General features: G+C 71.1%; 12 protein-coding genes. 8 read left to right on the top strand and 4 right to left on the bottom strand.

Features of this window, described 5'->3' with window-relative positions:
* Window positions 1-95 precede the first annotated feature (95 nt).
* From LGM42_RS29960 to LGM42_RS29935, 6 genes are all read left to right on the top strand, one after another.
* Complete coding sequence (locus LGM42_RS29960; RefSeq protein ID WP_226234150.1) at window positions 96-1,382, top strand: cytochrome c; 1,287 nt, start codon at window positions 96-98, stop codon at window positions 1,380-1,382.
* Entirely contained in the window at window positions 1,379-1,879 is a 501-nt protein-coding gene (locus LGM42_RS29955; RefSeq protein ID WP_060310513.1) for a (2Fe-2S)-binding protein, read from the top strand. The genes LGM42_RS29960 and LGM42_RS29955 overlap by 4 nt, the downstream gene beginning before the upstream one ends.
* Window positions 1,879-4,140, top strand: coding sequence for a xanthine dehydrogenase family protein molybdopterin-binding subunit (locus LGM42_RS29950; protein WP_226234149.1), 2,262 nt, complete (start codon window positions 1,879-1,881; stop codon window positions 4,138-4,140). Before LGM42_RS29955 ends, LGM42_RS29950 begins: the two co-directional genes overlap by 1 nt.
* Window positions 4,141-4,237: 97 nt before the next feature.
* Window positions 4,238-5,155: a LysR family transcriptional regulator gene (locus LGM42_RS29945; protein WP_059640765.1), complete on the top strand. Its 918-nt coding sequence runs from the start codon at window positions 4,238-4,240 to the stop codon at window positions 5,153-5,155.
* A gap of 181 nt (window positions 5,156-5,336) precedes the next feature.
* Window positions 5,337-6,554: an MFS transporter gene (locus LGM42_RS29940; RefSeq protein WP_060310515.1), complete on the top strand. Its 1,218-nt coding sequence runs from the start codon at window positions 5,337-5,339 to the stop codon at window positions 6,552-6,554.
* Window positions 6,555-6,632: 78 nt separating this feature from the next.
* Complete coding sequence (locus LGM42_RS29935) at window positions 6,633-7,745, top strand: alkene reductase (RefSeq protein ID WP_226234148.1); 1,113 nt, start codon at window positions 6,633-6,635, stop codon at window positions 7,743-7,745.
* A gap of 82 nt (window positions 7,746-7,827) precedes the next feature.
* Here the strand turns inward: LGM42_RS29935 and LGM42_RS29930 are convergent, their stop codons facing one another.
* The 3 genes from LGM42_RS29930 to LGM42_RS29920 form a co-directional block, all read right to left on the bottom strand.
* Window positions 7,828-8,511, bottom strand: coding sequence for a hypothetical protein (locus LGM42_RS29930; RefSeq protein WP_059574825.1), 684 nt, complete (start codon window positions 8,509-8,511; stop codon window positions 7,828-7,830).
* A 93-nt stretch (window positions 8,512-8,604) separates the two neighbouring features.
* Window positions 8,605-10,491, bottom strand: coding sequence for an amidohydrolase (locus LGM42_RS29925; RefSeq protein WP_226234147.1), 1,887 nt, complete (start codon window positions 10,489-10,491; stop codon window positions 8,605-8,607).
* A gap of 132 nt (window positions 10,492-10,623) precedes the next feature.
* Window positions 10,624-13,518: an ATP-binding protein gene (locus LGM42_RS29920; protein ID WP_226234146.1), complete on the bottom strand. Its 2,895-nt coding sequence runs from the start codon at window positions 13,516-13,518 to the stop codon at window positions 10,624-10,626.
* Window positions 13,519-13,926: 408 nt separating this feature from the next.
* Between LGM42_RS29920 and LGM42_RS29915 the strand changes: the two genes are divergently transcribed.
* Window positions 13,927-14,847 (top strand): helix-turn-helix domain-containing protein, encoded by a 921-nt coding sequence (locus LGM42_RS29915; RefSeq protein ID WP_059574821.1) that lies wholly within the window; start codon window positions 13,927-13,929, stop codon window positions 14,845-14,847.
* 26 nt (window positions 14,848-14,873) lie between these two features.
* Here LGM42_RS29915 and LGM42_RS29910 read toward each other — a convergent pair whose 3' ends face one another.
* Complete coding sequence (locus tag LGM42_RS29910; protein WP_226234145.1) at window positions 14,874-15,908, bottom strand: MBL fold metallo-hydrolase; 1,035 nt, start codon at window positions 15,906-15,908, stop codon at window positions 14,874-14,876.
* A gap of 218 nt (window positions 15,909-16,126) precedes the next feature.
* Here LGM42_RS29910 and LGM42_RS29905 point away from each other — a divergent pair, with 218 nt between their 5' ends.
* Window positions 16,127-17,032 carry a LysR family transcriptional regulator gene (locus LGM42_RS29905; RefSeq protein WP_060310519.1) on the top strand — a complete coding sequence of 302 codons (906 nt, stop codon included), beginning with the start codon at window positions 16,127-16,129 and terminating at the stop codon, window positions 17,030-17,032.
* The last annotated feature ends 15 nt before the right edge of the window (window positions 17,033-17,047 follow it).

Raw genomic sequence — 17,047 nt, 5'->3', positions numbered from 1 at the left:
CTCGCCGCAACGCGTTCGCGGCCCGGCCGGCCGCCGCACGACGGCCCGGGCACGCCGCGCGCGACGTGCGGCGTACCGCTTCGCGCGGAGCGCGCATGAAGCACAAACGACTCTGGTTCGGCGCGGCCGGCATCGCGGTCGCCGGCCTGGCGATCGCGATCGGCATCATGGTGCGGCCGTCGATCGCGCCGATCGATCCGCCCGCCCCCGCTTCGTTCGATCCGCAACTCGTGCGCGCCGGCGCGCGCGTCGTCGCGCTCGGCGACTGCGTCGTGTGCCACACCGCGAAGGACGGCAAGCCGTTCGCGGGCGGGCTGCCGCTCGCGACGCCGTTCGGCACGATCTACGCGACCAACATCACGCCGGATGCCGAAACGGGGATCGGCCGCTGGTCGCGCGACGCGTTCGCCCGCGCGCTGCGCACCGGCATCGGACGCAACGGCCAGCCGCTCTATCCGGCGTTTCCGTACATCCATTTCACGCGGATGTCCGACGACGACATCGCCGCCGCGTATGCGTACCTGATGACCCGCGAGCCGGTGCGCGCGACGGCGCCCGCCAACGACCTGATATTCCCGCTGAACTTCCGGCCGCTGGTGGCGTTCTGGAACGTGCTGTTCCTGCACGAAGGCGCATATCAACCCGACCCTGCGCAGTCCGCGCAATGGAACCGCGGCAGGATGCTCGTCGACGGGCTCGGCCACTGCGCATCGTGCCATTCGCCGCTGAACGCGATCGGCGGCGAGCAGCGCGGCCGCGCGTTCGACGGCGGCATCGTCGACGGCTGGGAAGCGCCGCCGCTCAATGCGCTCGGCGATGCCGCGCGGCCGTGGACGCAGGCGCAGCTCGTCACCTACCTGCGCACCGGCCGCGCGAGCGAGCACGGCGCGGCGGCCGGGCCGATGCTGCCTGTCACGCGCGACCTCGCGACGGTGCCGGTGGAGGACGTCGAGGCGATCGCCGCGTACATCCTGTCGATCCAGAAACCGGCGAACGCACGTGCGGCCGCGGCCGCGCATCCGGTCGAACGCGTCGCGACGACGCCGGCCGCGCAGCGCGGCGCGGTGCTGTTCCAGGCATCGTGCGCGCAGTGCCACGGGCCGGCGGCGCCGATGCAGTCGATCGGCGAACGGCCAACGCTCGCGTTCAGCACGGCGGTCAACGCAGACACGCCGCGCAACGCGATCCAGATGATGTTCAACGGCATCGGCTGGCACGGCGAGGATACGCTCAACTACATGCCGTCGTTCATCGACCAGTACGACGACGCGCAGATCGCCGATCTCGCCGCGTACGTGCGAGAAACCTATACCGACCGCCCCGCGTGGTCGGGCGTCGACGCGATGGCCGCGAAGCTCAGAAAAGAGGACACCGCACGATGATCACCCTCACCGTCAACGGCGTGCGCCACACGCTGGACATCGACCCGTCCACGCCGCTGCTGTACGCGCTGCGCAACGACCTGCACCTGCACGGCGCGAAGTTCGGCTGCGGCCTCGGGCAGTGCGGCGCGTGCACCGTGATCGTCGACGGCAAGCCGACGTTCTCGTGCCTGATGCCGGTGGCCGCGGTCGGTTCGCGCAGCGTGCGTACCATCGAGAGCCTCGGCACCGCCGAGCGTCCGGGCCCGCTGCAACGCGCGTTCATCGAGCACCAGGCCGCGCAGTGCGGCTACTGCATCGCCGGGATGATCATGCGCGCGCAGGCGCTGCTCGAACGCAACCCGAAACCGACCGAACAGGAACTGCGCACGCACATGGAACCGAACCTGTGCCGCTGCGGCACGCACATGCGGATTCTCGCGGCGGTGCGCTCGGTCGCGGGGCTGCCGGCCCCCGAACCCGCTTCCGCTCCCGTCACGATCAGCAAGGGGCTGTAATGAATTCCCACGACGACATCGACGAAGGCCGCCGGCACTTCATCGTCTCCGGCGCGCTGTTCGTCGCGTTCAGTCTCGCGCCCGCGTCGCGCGCGGCCGCGCAGCTGGTGATCGCCGACGAAGGCGCGGCCGTGCACGTGGCGAAAGCCACGCAGGCGCTCGCCGGCAGCCTGAAGACCAATCCGCTGCTCGACGCGTGGATCAAGATCGCGCCCGACGGCAAGGTCACCGTGTTTACCGGCAAGGTCGAGCTCGGCACCGGCGTGCGCACGGCGCTGCTGCAGGTGGCCGCCGAGGAACTGGACATGAAGCCGTCGCTGATCACGTTCCTGACAGCCGACACCGGCGCGTCGCCCGACGAGGGCCTGACGGCCGGCAGCCACACGATGGCCGACAGCGGCTCCGCGCTGCTGAACGCGGCCGCGCAGGTGCGTGCGCTGCTGGTGGAAGGCGCGGCGAAGCGCTTCGGCGTCGAGCCGCGCGTGCTGACGACCGCCGACGCGGTGATCACGGCGCCCGACGGACGCACGATGACCTACGGCGACGCGATCCGCACGGTCGACCTGCATCGCAATGCGACGCCCACGTCGCCGCTGAAGAACCCGGCGACGTTCGCCGTGATCGGCACGTCGCTGCCGCGCGTCGACATCCCGAACAAGGTCACGGGCGGCGTCAGCTACGTGCAGGACATGCAGTTGCCCGGCATGCTGCACGCGCGCGTCGTGATGCCGCCGGTATATGAAGCGAAGCTGCTGTCGTTCGACGAAGCCGCGATCCTGAAGCTGCCGGGCGTCGTGCGGATCGTGCGCAACGGCAGCATGCTCGCGGTCGTCGCGCAGGGCGAATGGCAGGCGGTGGTCGCGCAGCGCGCGCTCGCCGCCGGCTGCCGCTGGTCGCCGGGCCGCACGCTGCCCGAGCGCGGCACCGTGCACGCGGACCTGAAGCGGATCGCGACACAGCGCATCGAGATCGCGAACACGCACGCGGCCACCGCGCCGGCCGTGAAGACGCTCAATGCGACGTTCCTGAAGAACTACCTGCTGCACGGGTCGATCGGGCCGTCGTGTTCGGTCGCGCATCTCGAGAACGGGATGATGACGGTGTGGACGCACTCGCAGGGCGTCTACCCGCTGCGCGACGCGCTCGCCGAGATGCTGTCGATGCCGAAGACGAGCATCCGCTGCATTCACACCGAGGGGTCGGGCTGCTACGGGCACAATGCGGCGGACGACGCGGCCGCGCACGCCGCGCTGATCGCCGCCGCGATGCCGGGCAAGCCGATTCGCGTGCAATGGATGCGCGAACAGGAACACACGTGGGACCACTTCACGCCCGCGATGGTGACGGAGGTCAGCGCATCGCTGGACGCGAGCGGGCGCATCGTCGACTGGAACTATGCGTTGTGGAGCAGCTCGCACAACGAGCGGATCGTCAACGCCGGCCGGCTGCTGCCGGCGCGCATGCTGGAGCCGCCGTTCGTGCCCGCGCCGTCGACGCCGATGCTGCAACCGGAAGGCGGCGGCGACCGCAACGCGATTCCGCTGTATGCGCTGCCGAACCAGCACATCGTCAACAACTTCTCGCCGACGATGCCGCTGCAGACCTCCGCGATGCGCTCGCTCGGCGCGCACACCAACGTCTGGGCGATCGAAAGCTTCATGGACGAGCTCGCGCATGCGGCCGGCGTCGATCCGGTCGAATTCCGGCTGCGCCACATGGACGACCATCGCGCGCGGCAGGTGATCAAGCTCGCCGCGACGCACTTCGGCTGGCCGCGGCCGCCGCGTGCGCGCAACCGCGGCGTCGGCTTCGCGTTCGGCAAGTACAAGAACCTGATGGCCTACGTCGCGATCGCGGTCGAGGTGTCGGTCGTGCCGGAAACCGGCCAGGTGACGCTCGAGCGCGCGGAAGCGGCGGTCGACGCGGGCCAGGTCGTGTCGCCGGACGGGATCCGCAACCAGATCGAGGGCGGCATCGTGCAGGCCGCGAGCTGGACGCTGTACGAGGCGCTGAAGTACGACACCGAACGGATTCGCAGCTTCGACTGGAGCAGCTATCCGATCCTGCGTTTCTCGGCGGCGCCGCAAAGCGTGAAGGTTCATCTGATCAATCGTCCCGGCGCGCCGTTTCTCGGCGCGGCCGAGGCGTCGATGGGGCCGACCGCCGGCGCGCTGGCCAACGCGATCTTCGACGCGACCGGCCAGCGCATGCGCGAAATGCCGTTTGCCGGCGACGCGCTGAGAAAGCGCATCGACGCATAGCGGCCCGGTCGCCCCCGCTACGCGATACCCGATATCCGACCAGACGGCGCCGGCACGCACCGGCGCCGCATGCCGACAGGCTGGAGAACTTCCGACGATGGATACCTTGCTTTCGATGCGCGTATTCACGCGCATCGTCGAAACCGGCAGCTTCACGCGCGCGTCCGACACGACCGGCCTCACCACGCCGCGCGTGTCGGCGCTGCTGAGCGGTCTCGAGCAGCACCTCGGCTGCCGGCTGCTGAACCGCACCACGCGCCGCATCTCGCTGACCGAGGACGGCCAGGCCTACTACGAACGGTCCGTCGCGGTGCTGCGCGAGATCGACGACATGGAGGCGTCGGTCTCGCAGGCGCGCAACGTGCCGCGCGGCCGGCTGAAGGTGAACCTGCCGCCGGCGATGGCGAAGCAGGTCGTGGTGCCCGCGCTGCCGGCGTTTCTCGACGCCCATCCGGACATCATGCTCGAACTCGGCGTGACCGACCGGCAGATCGACCTCGTCGGCGAAGGGGTCGACTGCGTGGTGCGCATCGGCGCGCTCGACGATTCGGGGATGATCGCGCGGCGGATCGGCAGCCTGACCACCTGCACGTGCGGCTCGCCCGCGTATTTCGCGCGGTTCGGCGAGCCGGAGACCGTCGACGATCTCGCGCGGCACGTCGCGGTCAGTCACATCTCCGCCGATACCGGGCGGCCGCGCGCGTGGGACTACGTGGTCGACGGCGAGCCGCGCATCGTGCAGATGTGCGGCACGGTGGCCGTCAACGACGCGGACAACTACATCGAGTGCGGCGTCGCCGGCATCGGGCTGATCAAGACGTCGCTGTACCTCGTCGAGCCGTACCTGAAATCGGGCCGGCTGCGCGAGGTGCTGACCGATTTCAACGCGCCGGCCCGGCCGATCTCGGTGCTGTATCCGCCCAATCGCCACATTCCGGTCAAGCTGAAGGTGTTCGTCGACTGGCTCGCGGGGCTGTTCGAGCAGATTCCGACGCTGCAGGGCAAACGCGGCTGAACCCGCCCGGCGCGGTACCTTTGCGTGCCGCGCAACGCTCGATTGCGCGGCGTTCCGCTTCCGGCTTTATCGATTGATCAATAGTATTGACGGCAATGCGGTGCACCGTATCGCGGCCGGCCGGTCTCCATGCCGGCGCGACGCTCCGGTAGCCGGCCTTTCCCTTTTCCAGGAGTCGACCATGTCAACGGATTCAACACCGCTCGCGCCGCCCGCGCACGGCGCCAAGCTCACGCAGGGGCTGATCCTGCTGTTCGCCTTCAGTTGCGGCGCGATCGTCGCGAACCTGTACTACGCGCAACCGATCACCGAGCTCATCGCGCCGAGCCTGCACATGTCCGGCGACACGGCGAGCCTGATCGTGTCGCTGACGCAGATCGGCTATGCGTTCGGCCTGTTCTTCATCGTGCCGCTCGGCGATCTGCTCGAAAACCGCAAGCTGATGATCGTGACGGCCGTCGTGTCGATCGCGAGCCTCGCGGCGGCGGCGCTCGTGCGCACGCCCGGGCTCTTTCTCGCGGTTTCGCTGCTGATCGGGTTCAGCTCGGTGGCCGTGCAGATTCTCGTGCCGCTCGCCGCGCACCTCGCGCCGGATCATTCGCGCGGCCGCATCGTCGGCACGATCATGAGCGGGCTGCTACTCGGCATCCTGCTGGCCCGCCCGCTGTCGAGCGTGGTGGCCGACGCATTCGGCTGGCGCTTCGTGTTCGCGGCCGCGGCCGTGCTGATGACGCTCGTCACGGCCGTGCTCGCGCTGACGATTCCGTCGCGCCAGCCCGATCACCGCGCGACCTATTTCGAGCTGATCGGCTCGCTGCTGCACCTCGTTCGTACGATGCCGGTGCTGCGCCACCGCGCGTTCTACCAGGGCCTGATGTTCGCGTCGTTCAGCCTGTTCTGGACGGCCGTGCCGGTCGAACTGACGCGTCACTACGGGCTGTCGCAATCGGCGATCGGCCTGTTCGCGCTGGTCGGTGCGATCGGCGCGACGTCGGCGCCGGTAGCCGGGCGTCTGGCGGATGCCGGCCATACGGTGCGCGCGACGCTGATCGCGCTCGTGGCCGGCGCGCTGTCGTATGCGGTCGGGTTCGTGCACGGCACCGGCCTGTACGGGCTCGTCGTCACCGGCATCGTGCTCGACTTCGCGGTGCAGATGAACATGGTGCTCGGCCAGCGCGAGATCTACGCACTGCACGCGGCGAGCCGCAACCGGCTGAACGCGCTGTACATGACGAGCATCTTCGTCGGCGGCGCCGTCGGCTCCGCGCTCGCGAGCCCGCTGTACGAGCGTGGCGGCTGGCCGCTCGTCGCCGCGGCGGCCGGCGCGTTCCCGATCGTCGCGCTCGCCCACTACCTGCTCGTCGGGCGGCCGCACGCGCAACGTCACGCCGCGGGTTGAGCCGCCCTCACCCATCGAATCGATCCGTTCGCGGGGCGCGCCGCCGCCCCGCTCCACGTCGAACCACAGGAGTCCATCATGTCTTCCCTGCTCAGTGCCTACGATCTGCGCGGCCTCGCGCTGCCGAACCGCGTCGTGATGGGGCCGATGACGCGCTCGCGCGCGCCGTCGCGCGGCCTGCCCACCGAACTGATGGCCGAGTACTACGCGCAGCGCGCGTCGGCCGGCCTGATCGTGACCGAGGCCACCAACGTCAGCGTGGCTTCCGCGGCGTTCGAGCTGACGCCCGGCCTCGTCGACGATGCACAGGCCGCCGGCTGGAAAATCGTCACCGACGCCGTCCACGCGAACGGCGGGCGCATCTTCGCGCAGCTGTGGCACGGCGGCCGCGTCAGCTCGCTGACGCTGCTCGGCGGCGCCGCGCCGCTGTCGCCGTCCGGCGTGAACGACGACCTCGAACAGTTGCAAGTGTGGGCGCAGTTGCAGAACGGCTACTACACGAAGATTCATGCGACGCCGTCGCGCGCGATGACGACCGACGAAGTCGTCGCGACCGTCGACGAATTCCGGCAGGCGGCCGCGCGCGCGATGGCCGCGGGCTTCGACGGTGTCGAGATCCATGCGGCCAACGGCTACCTGCCGCACCAGTTCCTGTCGTCGACGCTGAACCGCCGCGACGATCGCTACGGCGGCTCGGTCGCGAACCGCGCGCGCTTTCTCGAGGAAATCGTCGACGCGGTCGGCGGCGTGATGCCGTTGAACCGCGTCGGCGTGCGCATTTCGCCGTACGCGAAATACAACAACGTGCGCGACGCCGATCCGGACGCGACGCTCGCCTACGTCGGCCGGATGCTCGACGCGGCGGGCGTCGCCTATCTGCACGCGGCCGATACCAACGGCTGGAGCGGCGAGCCCGATCTGCCGCGCATCGTCGAGCACGCGCGCCGGTCGTTCCGCGGCACGCTGATCGTCAACGGCGGCATTTCACCGGACGCGGCGAACGCGCTGATCGACGCGGGCGACGCCGATCTCGTCGCGTTTGCGCGTGCGTACATCGCGAACCCGGATCTCGTGGAGCGCATCGCGGCCCGCGCACCGCTCGCGGAGCCGAAGACCATCGGCTGGTACGGCGGCGACCGCGCCGGCTACGTCGACTATGCGCGGCACGACACCGCGCAGTCGCACGCATGATGCGCGCATGCGGCGCGCAGGGCCCGGCATGCCGGGCGCGGTGCCGCAACGCGTCCGGCCGCCGCGTGCCGGAGCGGCGCCGTCACGTATCGTTCCACCGCGCGCCCAGCACGCGCCCGCAGAAATTCGGCCGATGAAAATCCGGATCCGCGCGTTCGAGCACGTCGGCGCTCCACGTGCCGAACGTCGATTGCGGCCGATGTTCGACGCCGCGCGCGACCGTCGCGAGGAACGTTTCGCGAAAACCGCTGCCGCGCGGATACGCGGCGAGCAACGCGTCACGCTCGTCGAGCGTGTATGCGTCGAAGTCGGTCGCCATCAGGTCGGTCGACACGGCGGCCGCCAGCGCGCGCGCGAGCGGCGACGCGCGGGCGGCCACGCCGGGCGTCGTATGCAGCGCGATCGCCTGCCACACGTCGTCGCGCACGCGCCGCGAGCGCCGATGGCGCAACAGCAGCGCGCATGCGGCATCCGCGCCGTCGAGCTCGTAGCGCTCGGTCGAGCGGCAATACGCGTGGCTCAACCCCATGTTCGCGTACATCGCGGCGACGTACAGCGCGTCGGCGTCGCATGCGTTGCATGCGTCGCCTGCCCGCCGCGCGGCGAGCGACGCGAACACGAACACGCGCGCCGCGTGATCGACCAGCACGGCGGGCAACGACGCGCGGGCCGCGTCGGCTGCATCGAGCGCAACGGGCGTGCGCGGAATGCGAACGCCGGCCACTTCGTCGCCGATGGCCGGTGCGCGCGGGTGCGCAGCATTCATCCTGTCTCCTTCATGCCCCGCGCACGGGGCGGAAAATCGTTCAATGCCCGGGGGCGCCCGGTGCGCGGCGCGTCGCACACCGGCACGCGCCGCTCAAAACGCGACGCAGCAGCGGCCGAAGGCTTCGCAGCGCTCGGCGGCCGCACTTGCCGTCGGATAGCGCGGCCGCGCGAAACGGCGGCCGTGACCGCGCGCCCGGCACGCATCGCTGCCGGGCGCCGCGCATGCGTCGCCCGCCGCCGATGCATGCGGACGGGCGAGCGCCGCGCCGCCGACGCCGCCTTCCGCGACCGGCGACCATGCGGGACTGACGGGCGGCGGCGGCGGCCCCAGCGGCGCGAATTCCTGCTCCGCGTGCACGACCTTGCCGTCGACGACCGTCAGCACCGACGACAACGCGGGGATGCGCCGCGCGTCGATCGTGAAGTAGTCGTCGCTCAGCACCGCGAAGTCGGCGTACCGGCCGGGCACCAGCGCGCCCTTGCGGTGCTCGTCGGCGGAGAACCATGCGCTGCCGACCGTATAGCGGCGCAGCGCCTCCATCCGGCCGAGCCGGTTGCGCGCCGGATACAGCGCGGTGCCGCCGACGGAGCGCCCCGACACCATCCAGTACAGCGCGACGAACGGGTTGTAGCTCGCCGCGGCCGTCGCCCCGGAGCCCGCGCCGACCGGCAGCCCGGCCGCGAGCATCGCGCGGATCGGCGGCGCGCGCGTGGCCGCCGCCGCGCCGTGGCGGGCGATGAAGGCTTCGCCCTGGAACGCCATGCGCGGCTGCACGGTGATGCCGCCGCCCAGCGCCGCGACACGCGCGATATTGGCATCCGAGATCGTCTCGCAGCGGTCGAAGCACCAGCGCAGCCCGTCGAACGGCGTGTCGCGATCCACCGCTTCGAACACGTCGAGGAAGCGGCCGATCGATTCGTCGTAGGTCGCATGCAGCCGGAACGGCCAGCGATGGCGCACGAGCAGCCGGACGACGGCCGCCAGGTCCGCGTCGACCGCCGCGGGCAGGTCGACACGCGGTTCGAGAAAATTCCCGAGATCGATCGCCGAGCACAGCAGCCGCTCGCCCGCGCCGCTCACGCGCAGGAACGCGTCGCCGTCGCCGGGCGCCGTCCGCGCGATCCATGTCGCGAAATCGTCGAGCTCGCGGCCGGCGTGCCGCGCGCCCAGCGCATAGGCGATGCGCGTCGTCAGTTCGCCGCGCCGCGCGAGCGTCGCGACCGCCGCATAGTCGTCCGGATACGCGAGGCCGTCGCCGCCGGCGTCGATCGCGCTCGTCACGCCCACGCGGTTCAGCGCGCGCATGAACTGCCGCGTGGAGTTGACCCGGTCGGCCGCATCGAGCATGGGCGCGCGGGCGAGCGCCGCGAACAGCACGGCCGGATCCCGACGCGCGAGCAGCAGCCCGGTCGGCCGCCCGTGGCGGTCGCGCCGCAGTTCGCCGCCGGGCGGATCGGGCGTGTCGCGGCCGTAGCCGAGCGCGCGCAGCGCGGCCGCATTCAGCCACGCGCTGTCGCCCAGATGCTGAATGAATACGGGCGTGTCGGGCGCGATCGCGTTGAGCTCGGCCACCGTCGGGCCGCGCTTTTCCGCGAACTGCAGCGCCGTCCAGCCGCCCGCCACGCGCGCCCATTGCGGCGCGGGCGTGCGTCGCACCTGCCGGCCCAGCAGTTCGAGCGCGTCGGCAAGCGACGGCACGCCGTCCCAGCGCACCTCGAGGTTGAAGTTCATCCCGCCGCGGATCGCCTGCAGGTGCGCATCGATCAGGCCCGGAATCACGGTACGGCCGTTCAGATCGATACGGGTCGTGTCGTCGCGCGCATGGCGCAGCACGTCGCGATCGTCGCCGGTCGCGACGATGGTCCCGTCCTTCACGGCGAGCGCGCGGACGAACGAGCGTCGTTCGTCCTGGGTCGCGATCTTGCCGTTGAAGACGACGAGGTCCGCCGAGCGCGCGGGTTCCGTCGCCCTAAGCACCGTCGGGCCTCCCGTGCGCGCCTGCGTGCGACATGCTGCTTGGCGCCGCTGCCTGACAAGCGGCCGCACCGCGCGCGTCGGCACGCATGCCGCGATCGCGCGGGCGCGCTGCTGCACCGGATTCGCGCATCGCTATGCCGCCTGCTGCGCCGCGTCGGCGGCATCGCGTCGCGCGCGCGTCCGGCACGGCGCGAGCGGCGCCTCTTGACGGACGAAGTTCTGCACGCGCAGCAGGCGGCGCACGTCGTGGGCGCGCGAATCCGGATCGAAGTGCCGCGCGCCCGCGGCGACCAGCGTCGACGCCTGCGCGGTGTGCCCGCGCTCGATCAGGTGATCGGCGAGATCGAGCGAACTGCGCAGCGCCCACATCGCGGCGCCCTGCGCGTTCGCGGTCTGGATCGCCATCTGCAGATGACGATGGCCGTCGGCCTCGTACGCCACCGCGAGATCCGCGCCGACGGTGCGCGCCTGTTCGAGCATCGCGACGCCGTTCACCCGCAGCAATTCGGGGACGAACAGGTGCTCGCCGTGCGCGCGGCAGCGCGCGAGCGTCGCATCGAGCCGGGAGCGCGCTTCGTTCGCGCGACCGGTCCGTACGAGGCCCTCCGCGTACGCAACGGTCAACGGCGCGAGCAGACGCCGGAAACCGCTCGCCTCGACGCGCCGCAGCGCCGGTTCGAGGCGGGCGAGGCCGGCGCCGGGATGGCCGGCCTGGATGTCGAACTGCCCGGTCAGGCATTCCGCGTGACTGCGCCAGATGTCGAAGCCGTGCGCGTCGGCGGTCGCGCGCAGCGTCGCGAGATAGTCGGAGGTGATGTCGTGATCGCCGTAGCGCAGTGCGATCGGGGCGGCGGCCGCACCGAGCACGATGCACAGCGTGAGCGCCGACGGGCCGCGGCGCGCGCAGTCGACCGCCTGCGCGGCGACGCGCATCGCATGCTCGGGCTCGCCTTGCATCCAGAGCAGCCGGATCAGCATCGTGCGCCCCAGCGTCGCCATGTCGACGCCGAGCGCGGCCTGCGCGCACGCCGGTTCGTCCGCGTCGGCGAGTTCGGCCGTCGCCGCTTCCAGCCGCTCGCGCGCCTGTGCATGCTCGCCGAAGTAATGCAGCGACGTCGCGACCATCGTGTTCGCCAGCAACCGCTGCGACCGGTCCCCGCGCCGCTCGGCCGCGCGCTCGAAGCGCGTCGCGTAGCGCAGCGATTCGTGGATGTCCGACAGCGTCAGCATCGTATGCCACAGCCCGACCAGCGCGCGCGCGTCGAACGCATCGTCGCCGATATGCGCGGCGAGACCGAGCGTGCGGTTCCACATCGCGGCGGCGGCCGGCGCATCGCCATCGGTATGCAGCAGCGCCGACGCGCAGGCCGCCCGCAGCCGCATCTCGCGCGCGGCGTCGACCGGGCCCGCGGCGCCCGTGTCGAGTGCGTCGAGTACCTGGCGCGCGCGCGCCGTGCACGCGCGCATCCGCGCCGGCTCGAGCAGCGCACGCGCCAGCCGGTCGGGCTCGGGCATGACTGCGGCCACGGCGGCCTCCGCCGGTTCGTCCGCGGCCGGCGCGGGTGCATCCGCGGGCAGCGCGTCGGCGAGCGTCGCGGGACGCGCGGGCGCATGCTCGCGCTCGTACGCCGCGTGGCGCGCGACGATGCGTTCGAATTCGCCTTCGTTGTGCAGTTTTTCGAGCGCGTACGCGCGCGTCGATTCGGTCAGCCGGTAGCGCGCATACGCGCCATGGAACTCGACGGTCACCAGCGATTTCGCCACCAGCTCGCCGAGCACCGCGATCATGTCCGCGGCCGACGTGCCGGGCTCGGTCGCGACCGCGCGCGCGGCATCGAACGAAAACGGCCCGATGAAGCATCCCATCCGGCGAAACAGCGCGCGCGCGGCCGGATCGAGCAGCACGTAGCTCCAGTCGAACGTCGCCCGCAGCGTCTGATGACGCGGCAGCGCCGAGCGCAGCCCGCCCGTCAGCAGGTTCAGCCGGTCGTCGAGACGCGACGCGACGACCGCGAGCCCGAGCGTCGCCACGCGCGCCGCGGCCAGCTCGATCGCGAGCGGCAGCCCGTCGAGGCGCCGGCAGATGTCCGCGATCACCCGCACGCCGGCTTCGTCGACCGGGCAATCCGGCGCGGCCGTGCGCACGCGCTCCAGGAACAGCTCGACGGCCGAACAGCGGGCCATTTCCGGGACGGACGCGCCGCCGTCCGGCACCGCGAGCGGGCTCATCCGCAGCACCGCTTCGGCCGAGATGTGCAGCGGCTCGCGGCTCGTCACGAGCACGCGCGGCGAGCCCGCGCGCGACGTCAGCGTTTCGACGAGGCTCGCCACCAGATCGACGATGTGCTCCGCGTTGTCGAGCACGAGCAGGCAGCGCGACGTCGCGAACGCGTCGCCGATGCGCTCGATGGCCGGCACGCCCTGCGTGTCGAGGCCGAGCTCGGCGGCCAGCGCGATCAGCATGTCGTCGCGCGTCGACGCGCGCGCCAGCTCGACGAACAGCACGCGCTCGCGCGAGCGGCTGCGCACGCCGTGCGCGACGCGTACGGCAAGACTCGTCTTGCCGATGCCGCCCGCGCCGACGAGCGTGACGACCGGCGTGCGCTCGAGCATGTCGACGATCTGCGCGATTTCGGCGTCGCGCCCGACGAGCGGTGCGAGCAGCGACGACGCGGGGGCGTCGGGCGGCGCCGCGACGGCCGGCGCGTCGGCCGCGGGCACGAGGTCCGGGCCGGGCGACGGGCTCGCGACCAGCAGATAGCCGCGCCCGGGCACCGTCTTGATCAGATCGCGGCTCGCGCCGAGCGCCTTGCGCAGCGTCGCCACATGCACCTGCAGCCGGTTTTCCTCGACGATCAGGCCCGGCCAGACCGCATCCATGATGTCGTCTTTCGACACGACCGAACCGCTCGCGCGGTGCAGGACCTCGAGAATGTCGAGCGCGCGCGCGCCGATGCGCAGCGACGCGCCGTGACGGCGAATGTCCCGCTGCTCGAAATCCACCGACAAAGTTCCGATCTGGACCATGGCCGCCTCCGGGTACCTCGGGATGAGCGCCGGGTGAACGCGGCAGTTCGCCCGGCGGAGAGTCCAAGTCCGGCGTGCTGCCGCGCCGGACGATAAATGTCGAAATACGGGTCGAGTGTAGAGGGGCATGCCGTGAAAATCTTGAAGGAAAATGCGCTGTCCGCGCATGCCGCGCATGCCGCGCACGCGCGACCGGCACGATCGCTTGCGTGTAAAAGTGGGGCGCTATACTCTGCCGGGCCGCTCGCGCAGGCGTCGCGCCGGGGCACGCACTCACCGCGCGCACGCATTGAAAGCAATTTGTCAGGATGAAGAGCGGACGTTTATGCAAATTCATTTTGAACGTTCTCGCGCGCATCTAAACTGGACTCGTCATTTCACGCTCCGAGTCCCTCGCTGGGGAATTCCATGTCAGACTCCGTCATCGCAGCCCCGACGGCATCGCCTCCGCCACGGCCGAAAGACACGCTCGGGTGCGTGTCGAGCCTGCTGGCGAAGGATGTCGAGACGGCATCCGGCGGCCTGAAGCTCCACCGCAAATGCATGCGCGAAGCGCACGTCGAGCGAATCGACATGCCCGCGTGCGACCGCGGCTTCCTGGTCGGCGTGTCGCTGAACGGCGGCCACCGCCGCACGCTCTATGGGCGCGCCGGCGCGAGCGAGCGCCGGTTCCAGCATCACTCGATCTACATTCGCGACTTCTCGCGCCATTTCCACGCGGACCTGTACGGCAATTTCGACTTCGTGCTGGTCGAGCTGCCGCACCCGTATCTGGCGCGCATCGGCCCCGAACACGGCGGCAGCCCGGTCGACGGCCTCACGTGCCGCGTCGATGCGCGCGACCCGGTGCTCGGGCATCTCGCGCACGCGGTGGCCGACAGCCTCGACGCGCCCGGCCCGCTGAACGCGCTGTTCATCGAGCAGGTCGGGCTCGCGATGGGCACGCATCTCGTGCGCCGCTACGGCAACGTGCGCGCGCGCGAACTCGAGCACAAGGGCGCGCTGTCTCCCGCGAAGGTGGCGCTCGCCAAGGAGCTGTTGATGGAAAAGGCGGACCTCGGCGTGTCGATCGAGGAAGTCGCGAACGAATGCGACCTGTCGCGCGGCTATTTCATCCGCGCGTTCTCGCGCACCACCGGCCGCACGCCGCACCAGTGGCTGCTCGAACAGCGCGTGATGCGCGCGCGCGAGCTGATCGAGACGTCCGACATGACGCTGGCCGACATCGCGGTCGCGTGCGGCTTCGCCGACCAGAGCCACCTGAACCGCGTATTCGCGCGGATCGTCGGGCACCCGCCCGGCGCGTGGCGGCGCGCACGGGCGCGCTGACCGGCGGCATGGCGCACGCCGGGACGTCACCGCACCGGCGTCGCGTCGTAGTTGACCGGCACCCAGTCGTATTGCGCACCGTCCCGGCGCAGGTGGCCGAGCCCGGGAAACGCGATATGCGCGGCCCCGACGAGATAGCGCCGCTCGGCGACGCGCTTCAGCGTATCCCGCCGCGTGCGGCGGGCGGCCTCGGCATCGCTGTCGTACTGGACCGTCGCGTCGACGTCGCGCAACTGGATCGCCGCCACGTGCACGATGTCGCCCCACGCGAGCAGGCCCGCGCGGCCGCTCTCGATCAGGTAAGCCGTATGGCCCGGCGTATGGCCGGGCATCGGCACCGCGCGAATGCCGGGGGCGAGCGTCGCGTCGCCGCGAAACGTCTTGAAGCGGCCGGCCGCGACGTACGGCGCGACCGCCGCGGCGGCCGCATCGAAGAACGACGCGAGAAACGCCGGCGCGTGCGCCTTGTTCGCCGGATCGAGCCAGTATGCGGCCTCGACGGCGTTCACCCGCACGACGGCATTCGGAAACGTCATCGCGCCATTCGACGCAATGCCGCCGACATGGTCCTTGTGCAGGTGCGTGAGCAGCACTTCGTCGATCTGCGCGGGCGCGTAGCCGGCCGCGCGCAGGTCGTCGAGCAGCTTGCCGCAGCAGTCGCCGTACAGCGTGCCGGCGCCCGCGTCGACGAGGATCCGCTTCGATCCGGTATCGACGAGGAACGCGTTGATCGACCCTTGCACGGGCGGCTCCAGGAATGCGCGGTCGAGGTCGCGCCGGATCTCGTCCTTCGAGATGTCGCGAAACACCGTGTCGACCGGAAACGGATGCGTGCCGTCGGACAGCGCGATCACCGTGAAGTCGCCGATCTTCAGCCGATAGAAGCCGGGCGGCTGCCGGCCCGCGGCGGTCACCGGCGCGTCGGGCTGCACGCCGGACGCCGCATCGGCCCGCACACCGGCCTGCGCATGCGCGGCGGGCGCCAACAGGCCCGCGCACCCGGCCACGATCAACCACCGGGCCGCCTGCGCGACGCACGCGTGCCGAAACAGGTTCTTCATCGGATCTCCGTGACGAATCGTGCGCGTGGCCCGTCACGAACGGAACAGCCAGCGCAACACGCGATGTCGCGCAGCTTATCGGCCGCCGCGGCGAAAATCCTGAGCGACGCCTGAATTGTCCTGAAGACACGCCGCACGCGATCCGGCCGCCGCACCGCCCGGCGCTAGAATGCGAACCGCATGCAACGCGACGTTGCCACCCGCCCAAGGACGATCTCATGGACAAATTCTCCGCGCTGCGCGCGTTCGTCGAAGTCGCGGAAGCCGGCGGCTTCTCGAGCGCGGGGCGCCGGCTCGATCTCGCCGCTTCGTCGGTCGTGCGCGCGGTGGACGCGCTGGAGGCGTCGCTCGGCACCGTGCTGCTGAACCGCACGACGCGGCAAGTCACGCTGTCCGACGCGGGCGCCGTCTACTATGCGCGGGCGAAACGCGTGCTCGGCGAGCTCGCCGATGCCGACGCGCTGGTGGCCGACCGCGGCGACGCGCCGTCCGGCCCGCTGCGCGTATCGGTCCCGGTCGCCTACGGGCTGCGCCGCATCGCGCCGCACGTCGCCGCGTTCGTCGCGCGCCATCCGAAGCTCGACCTCGATCTGCAACTGACCGACGAACGCGTCGATCTCGTGTCCGCGCGGATCGACGTCGCGATCCGGCTCGGCGACGCGGCCCCGACCGCGGACGTCGTCGCGCGTCCGCTCGGCACGTTCCGGCGCTACGTGGTCGCGAGCCGCGGCTACCTCGATGCGCACGGCTCGCCGGCGACGCCCGGCGAACTCGTCGATCACGCGTGCCTGCGCTTTCATTTCGGCGTCGACCAGCAGGCGTGGACGTTCGCCGGCGCGCCACGCACGACGCAGGTCGTCGTCACCGGGCGGCTGAAATCGAATCACAGCGAGGTGCTGCGCGAGGCCGCGCTCGACGGCGCCGGCATCGCGCTGCTGCCCGACTGGCTGGTCGAGGCGGATATCGAAGCCGGCCGCCTGCAGCGGCTGTTCGATCAATACGACGTGACGCCGGGCTCGGCGCGCGCGGTGATCACCGCGCTGTACCTGCCGAACCAGCGCGGCTCGAAGCGCGTGACCGCGTTCATCGATTTCGTCGAATCGCTCGCCCGCGCGCAGCCCTGATACGCGAGAGCCCGG

The organism is Burkholderia sp. AU39826 (genome assembly GCF_020419965.1).
Lineage (GTDB): Bacteria > Pseudomonadota > Gammaproteobacteria > Burkholderiales > Burkholderiaceae > Burkholderia > Burkholderia semiarida.
This window is presented reverse-complemented; position numbering and strand designations above follow the sequence as displayed.

What these genes read in the sequence shown, in the direction of transcription:
- LGM42_RS29960 (WP_226234150.1), top strand. Translation starts at nt 96, where the DNA reads ATGAAGCACAAACGACTCTGGTTCGGCGCGGCCGGCATCGCGGTCGCC.
- LGM42_RS29955 (WP_060310513.1), top strand. Translation starts at nt 1,379, where the DNA reads ATGATCACCCTCACCGTCAACGGCGTGCGCCACACGCTGGACATCGAC.
- LGM42_RS29950 (WP_226234149.1), top strand. Translation starts at nt 1,879, where the DNA reads ATGAATTCCCACGACGACATCGACGAAGGCCGCCGGCACTTCATCGTC.
- LGM42_RS29945 (WP_059640765.1), top strand. Translation starts at nt 4,238, where the DNA reads ATGGATACCTTGCTTTCGATGCGCGTATTCACGCGCATCGTCGAAACC.
- LGM42_RS29940 (WP_060310515.1), top strand. Translation starts at nt 5,337, where the DNA reads ATGTCAACGGATTCAACACCGCTCGCGCCGCCCGCGCACGGCGCCAAG.
- LGM42_RS29935 (WP_226234148.1), top strand. Translation starts at nt 6,633, where the DNA reads ATGTCTTCCCTGCTCAGTGCCTACGATCTGCGCGGCCTCGCGCTGCCG.
- LGM42_RS29930 (WP_059574825.1), bottom strand. Translation starts at nt 8,511, where the DNA reads ATGAATGCTGCGCACCCGCGCGCACCGGCCATCGGCGACGAAGTGGCC.
- LGM42_RS29920 (WP_226234146.1), bottom strand. Translation starts at nt 13,518, where the DNA reads ATGGTCCAGATCGGAACTTTGTCGGTGGATTTCGAGCAGCGGGACATT.
- LGM42_RS29915 (WP_059574821.1), top strand. Translation starts at nt 13,927, where the DNA reads ATGTCAGACTCCGTCATCGCAGCCCCGACGGCATCGCCTCCGCCACGG.
- LGM42_RS29910 (WP_226234145.1), bottom strand. Translation starts at nt 15,908, where the DNA reads ATGAAGAACCTGTTTCGGCACGCGTGCGTCGCGCAGGCGGCCCGGTGG.
- LGM42_RS29905 (WP_060310519.1), top strand. Translation starts at nt 16,127, where the DNA reads ATGGACAAATTCTCCGCGCTGCGCGCGTTCGTCGAAGTCGCGGAAGCC.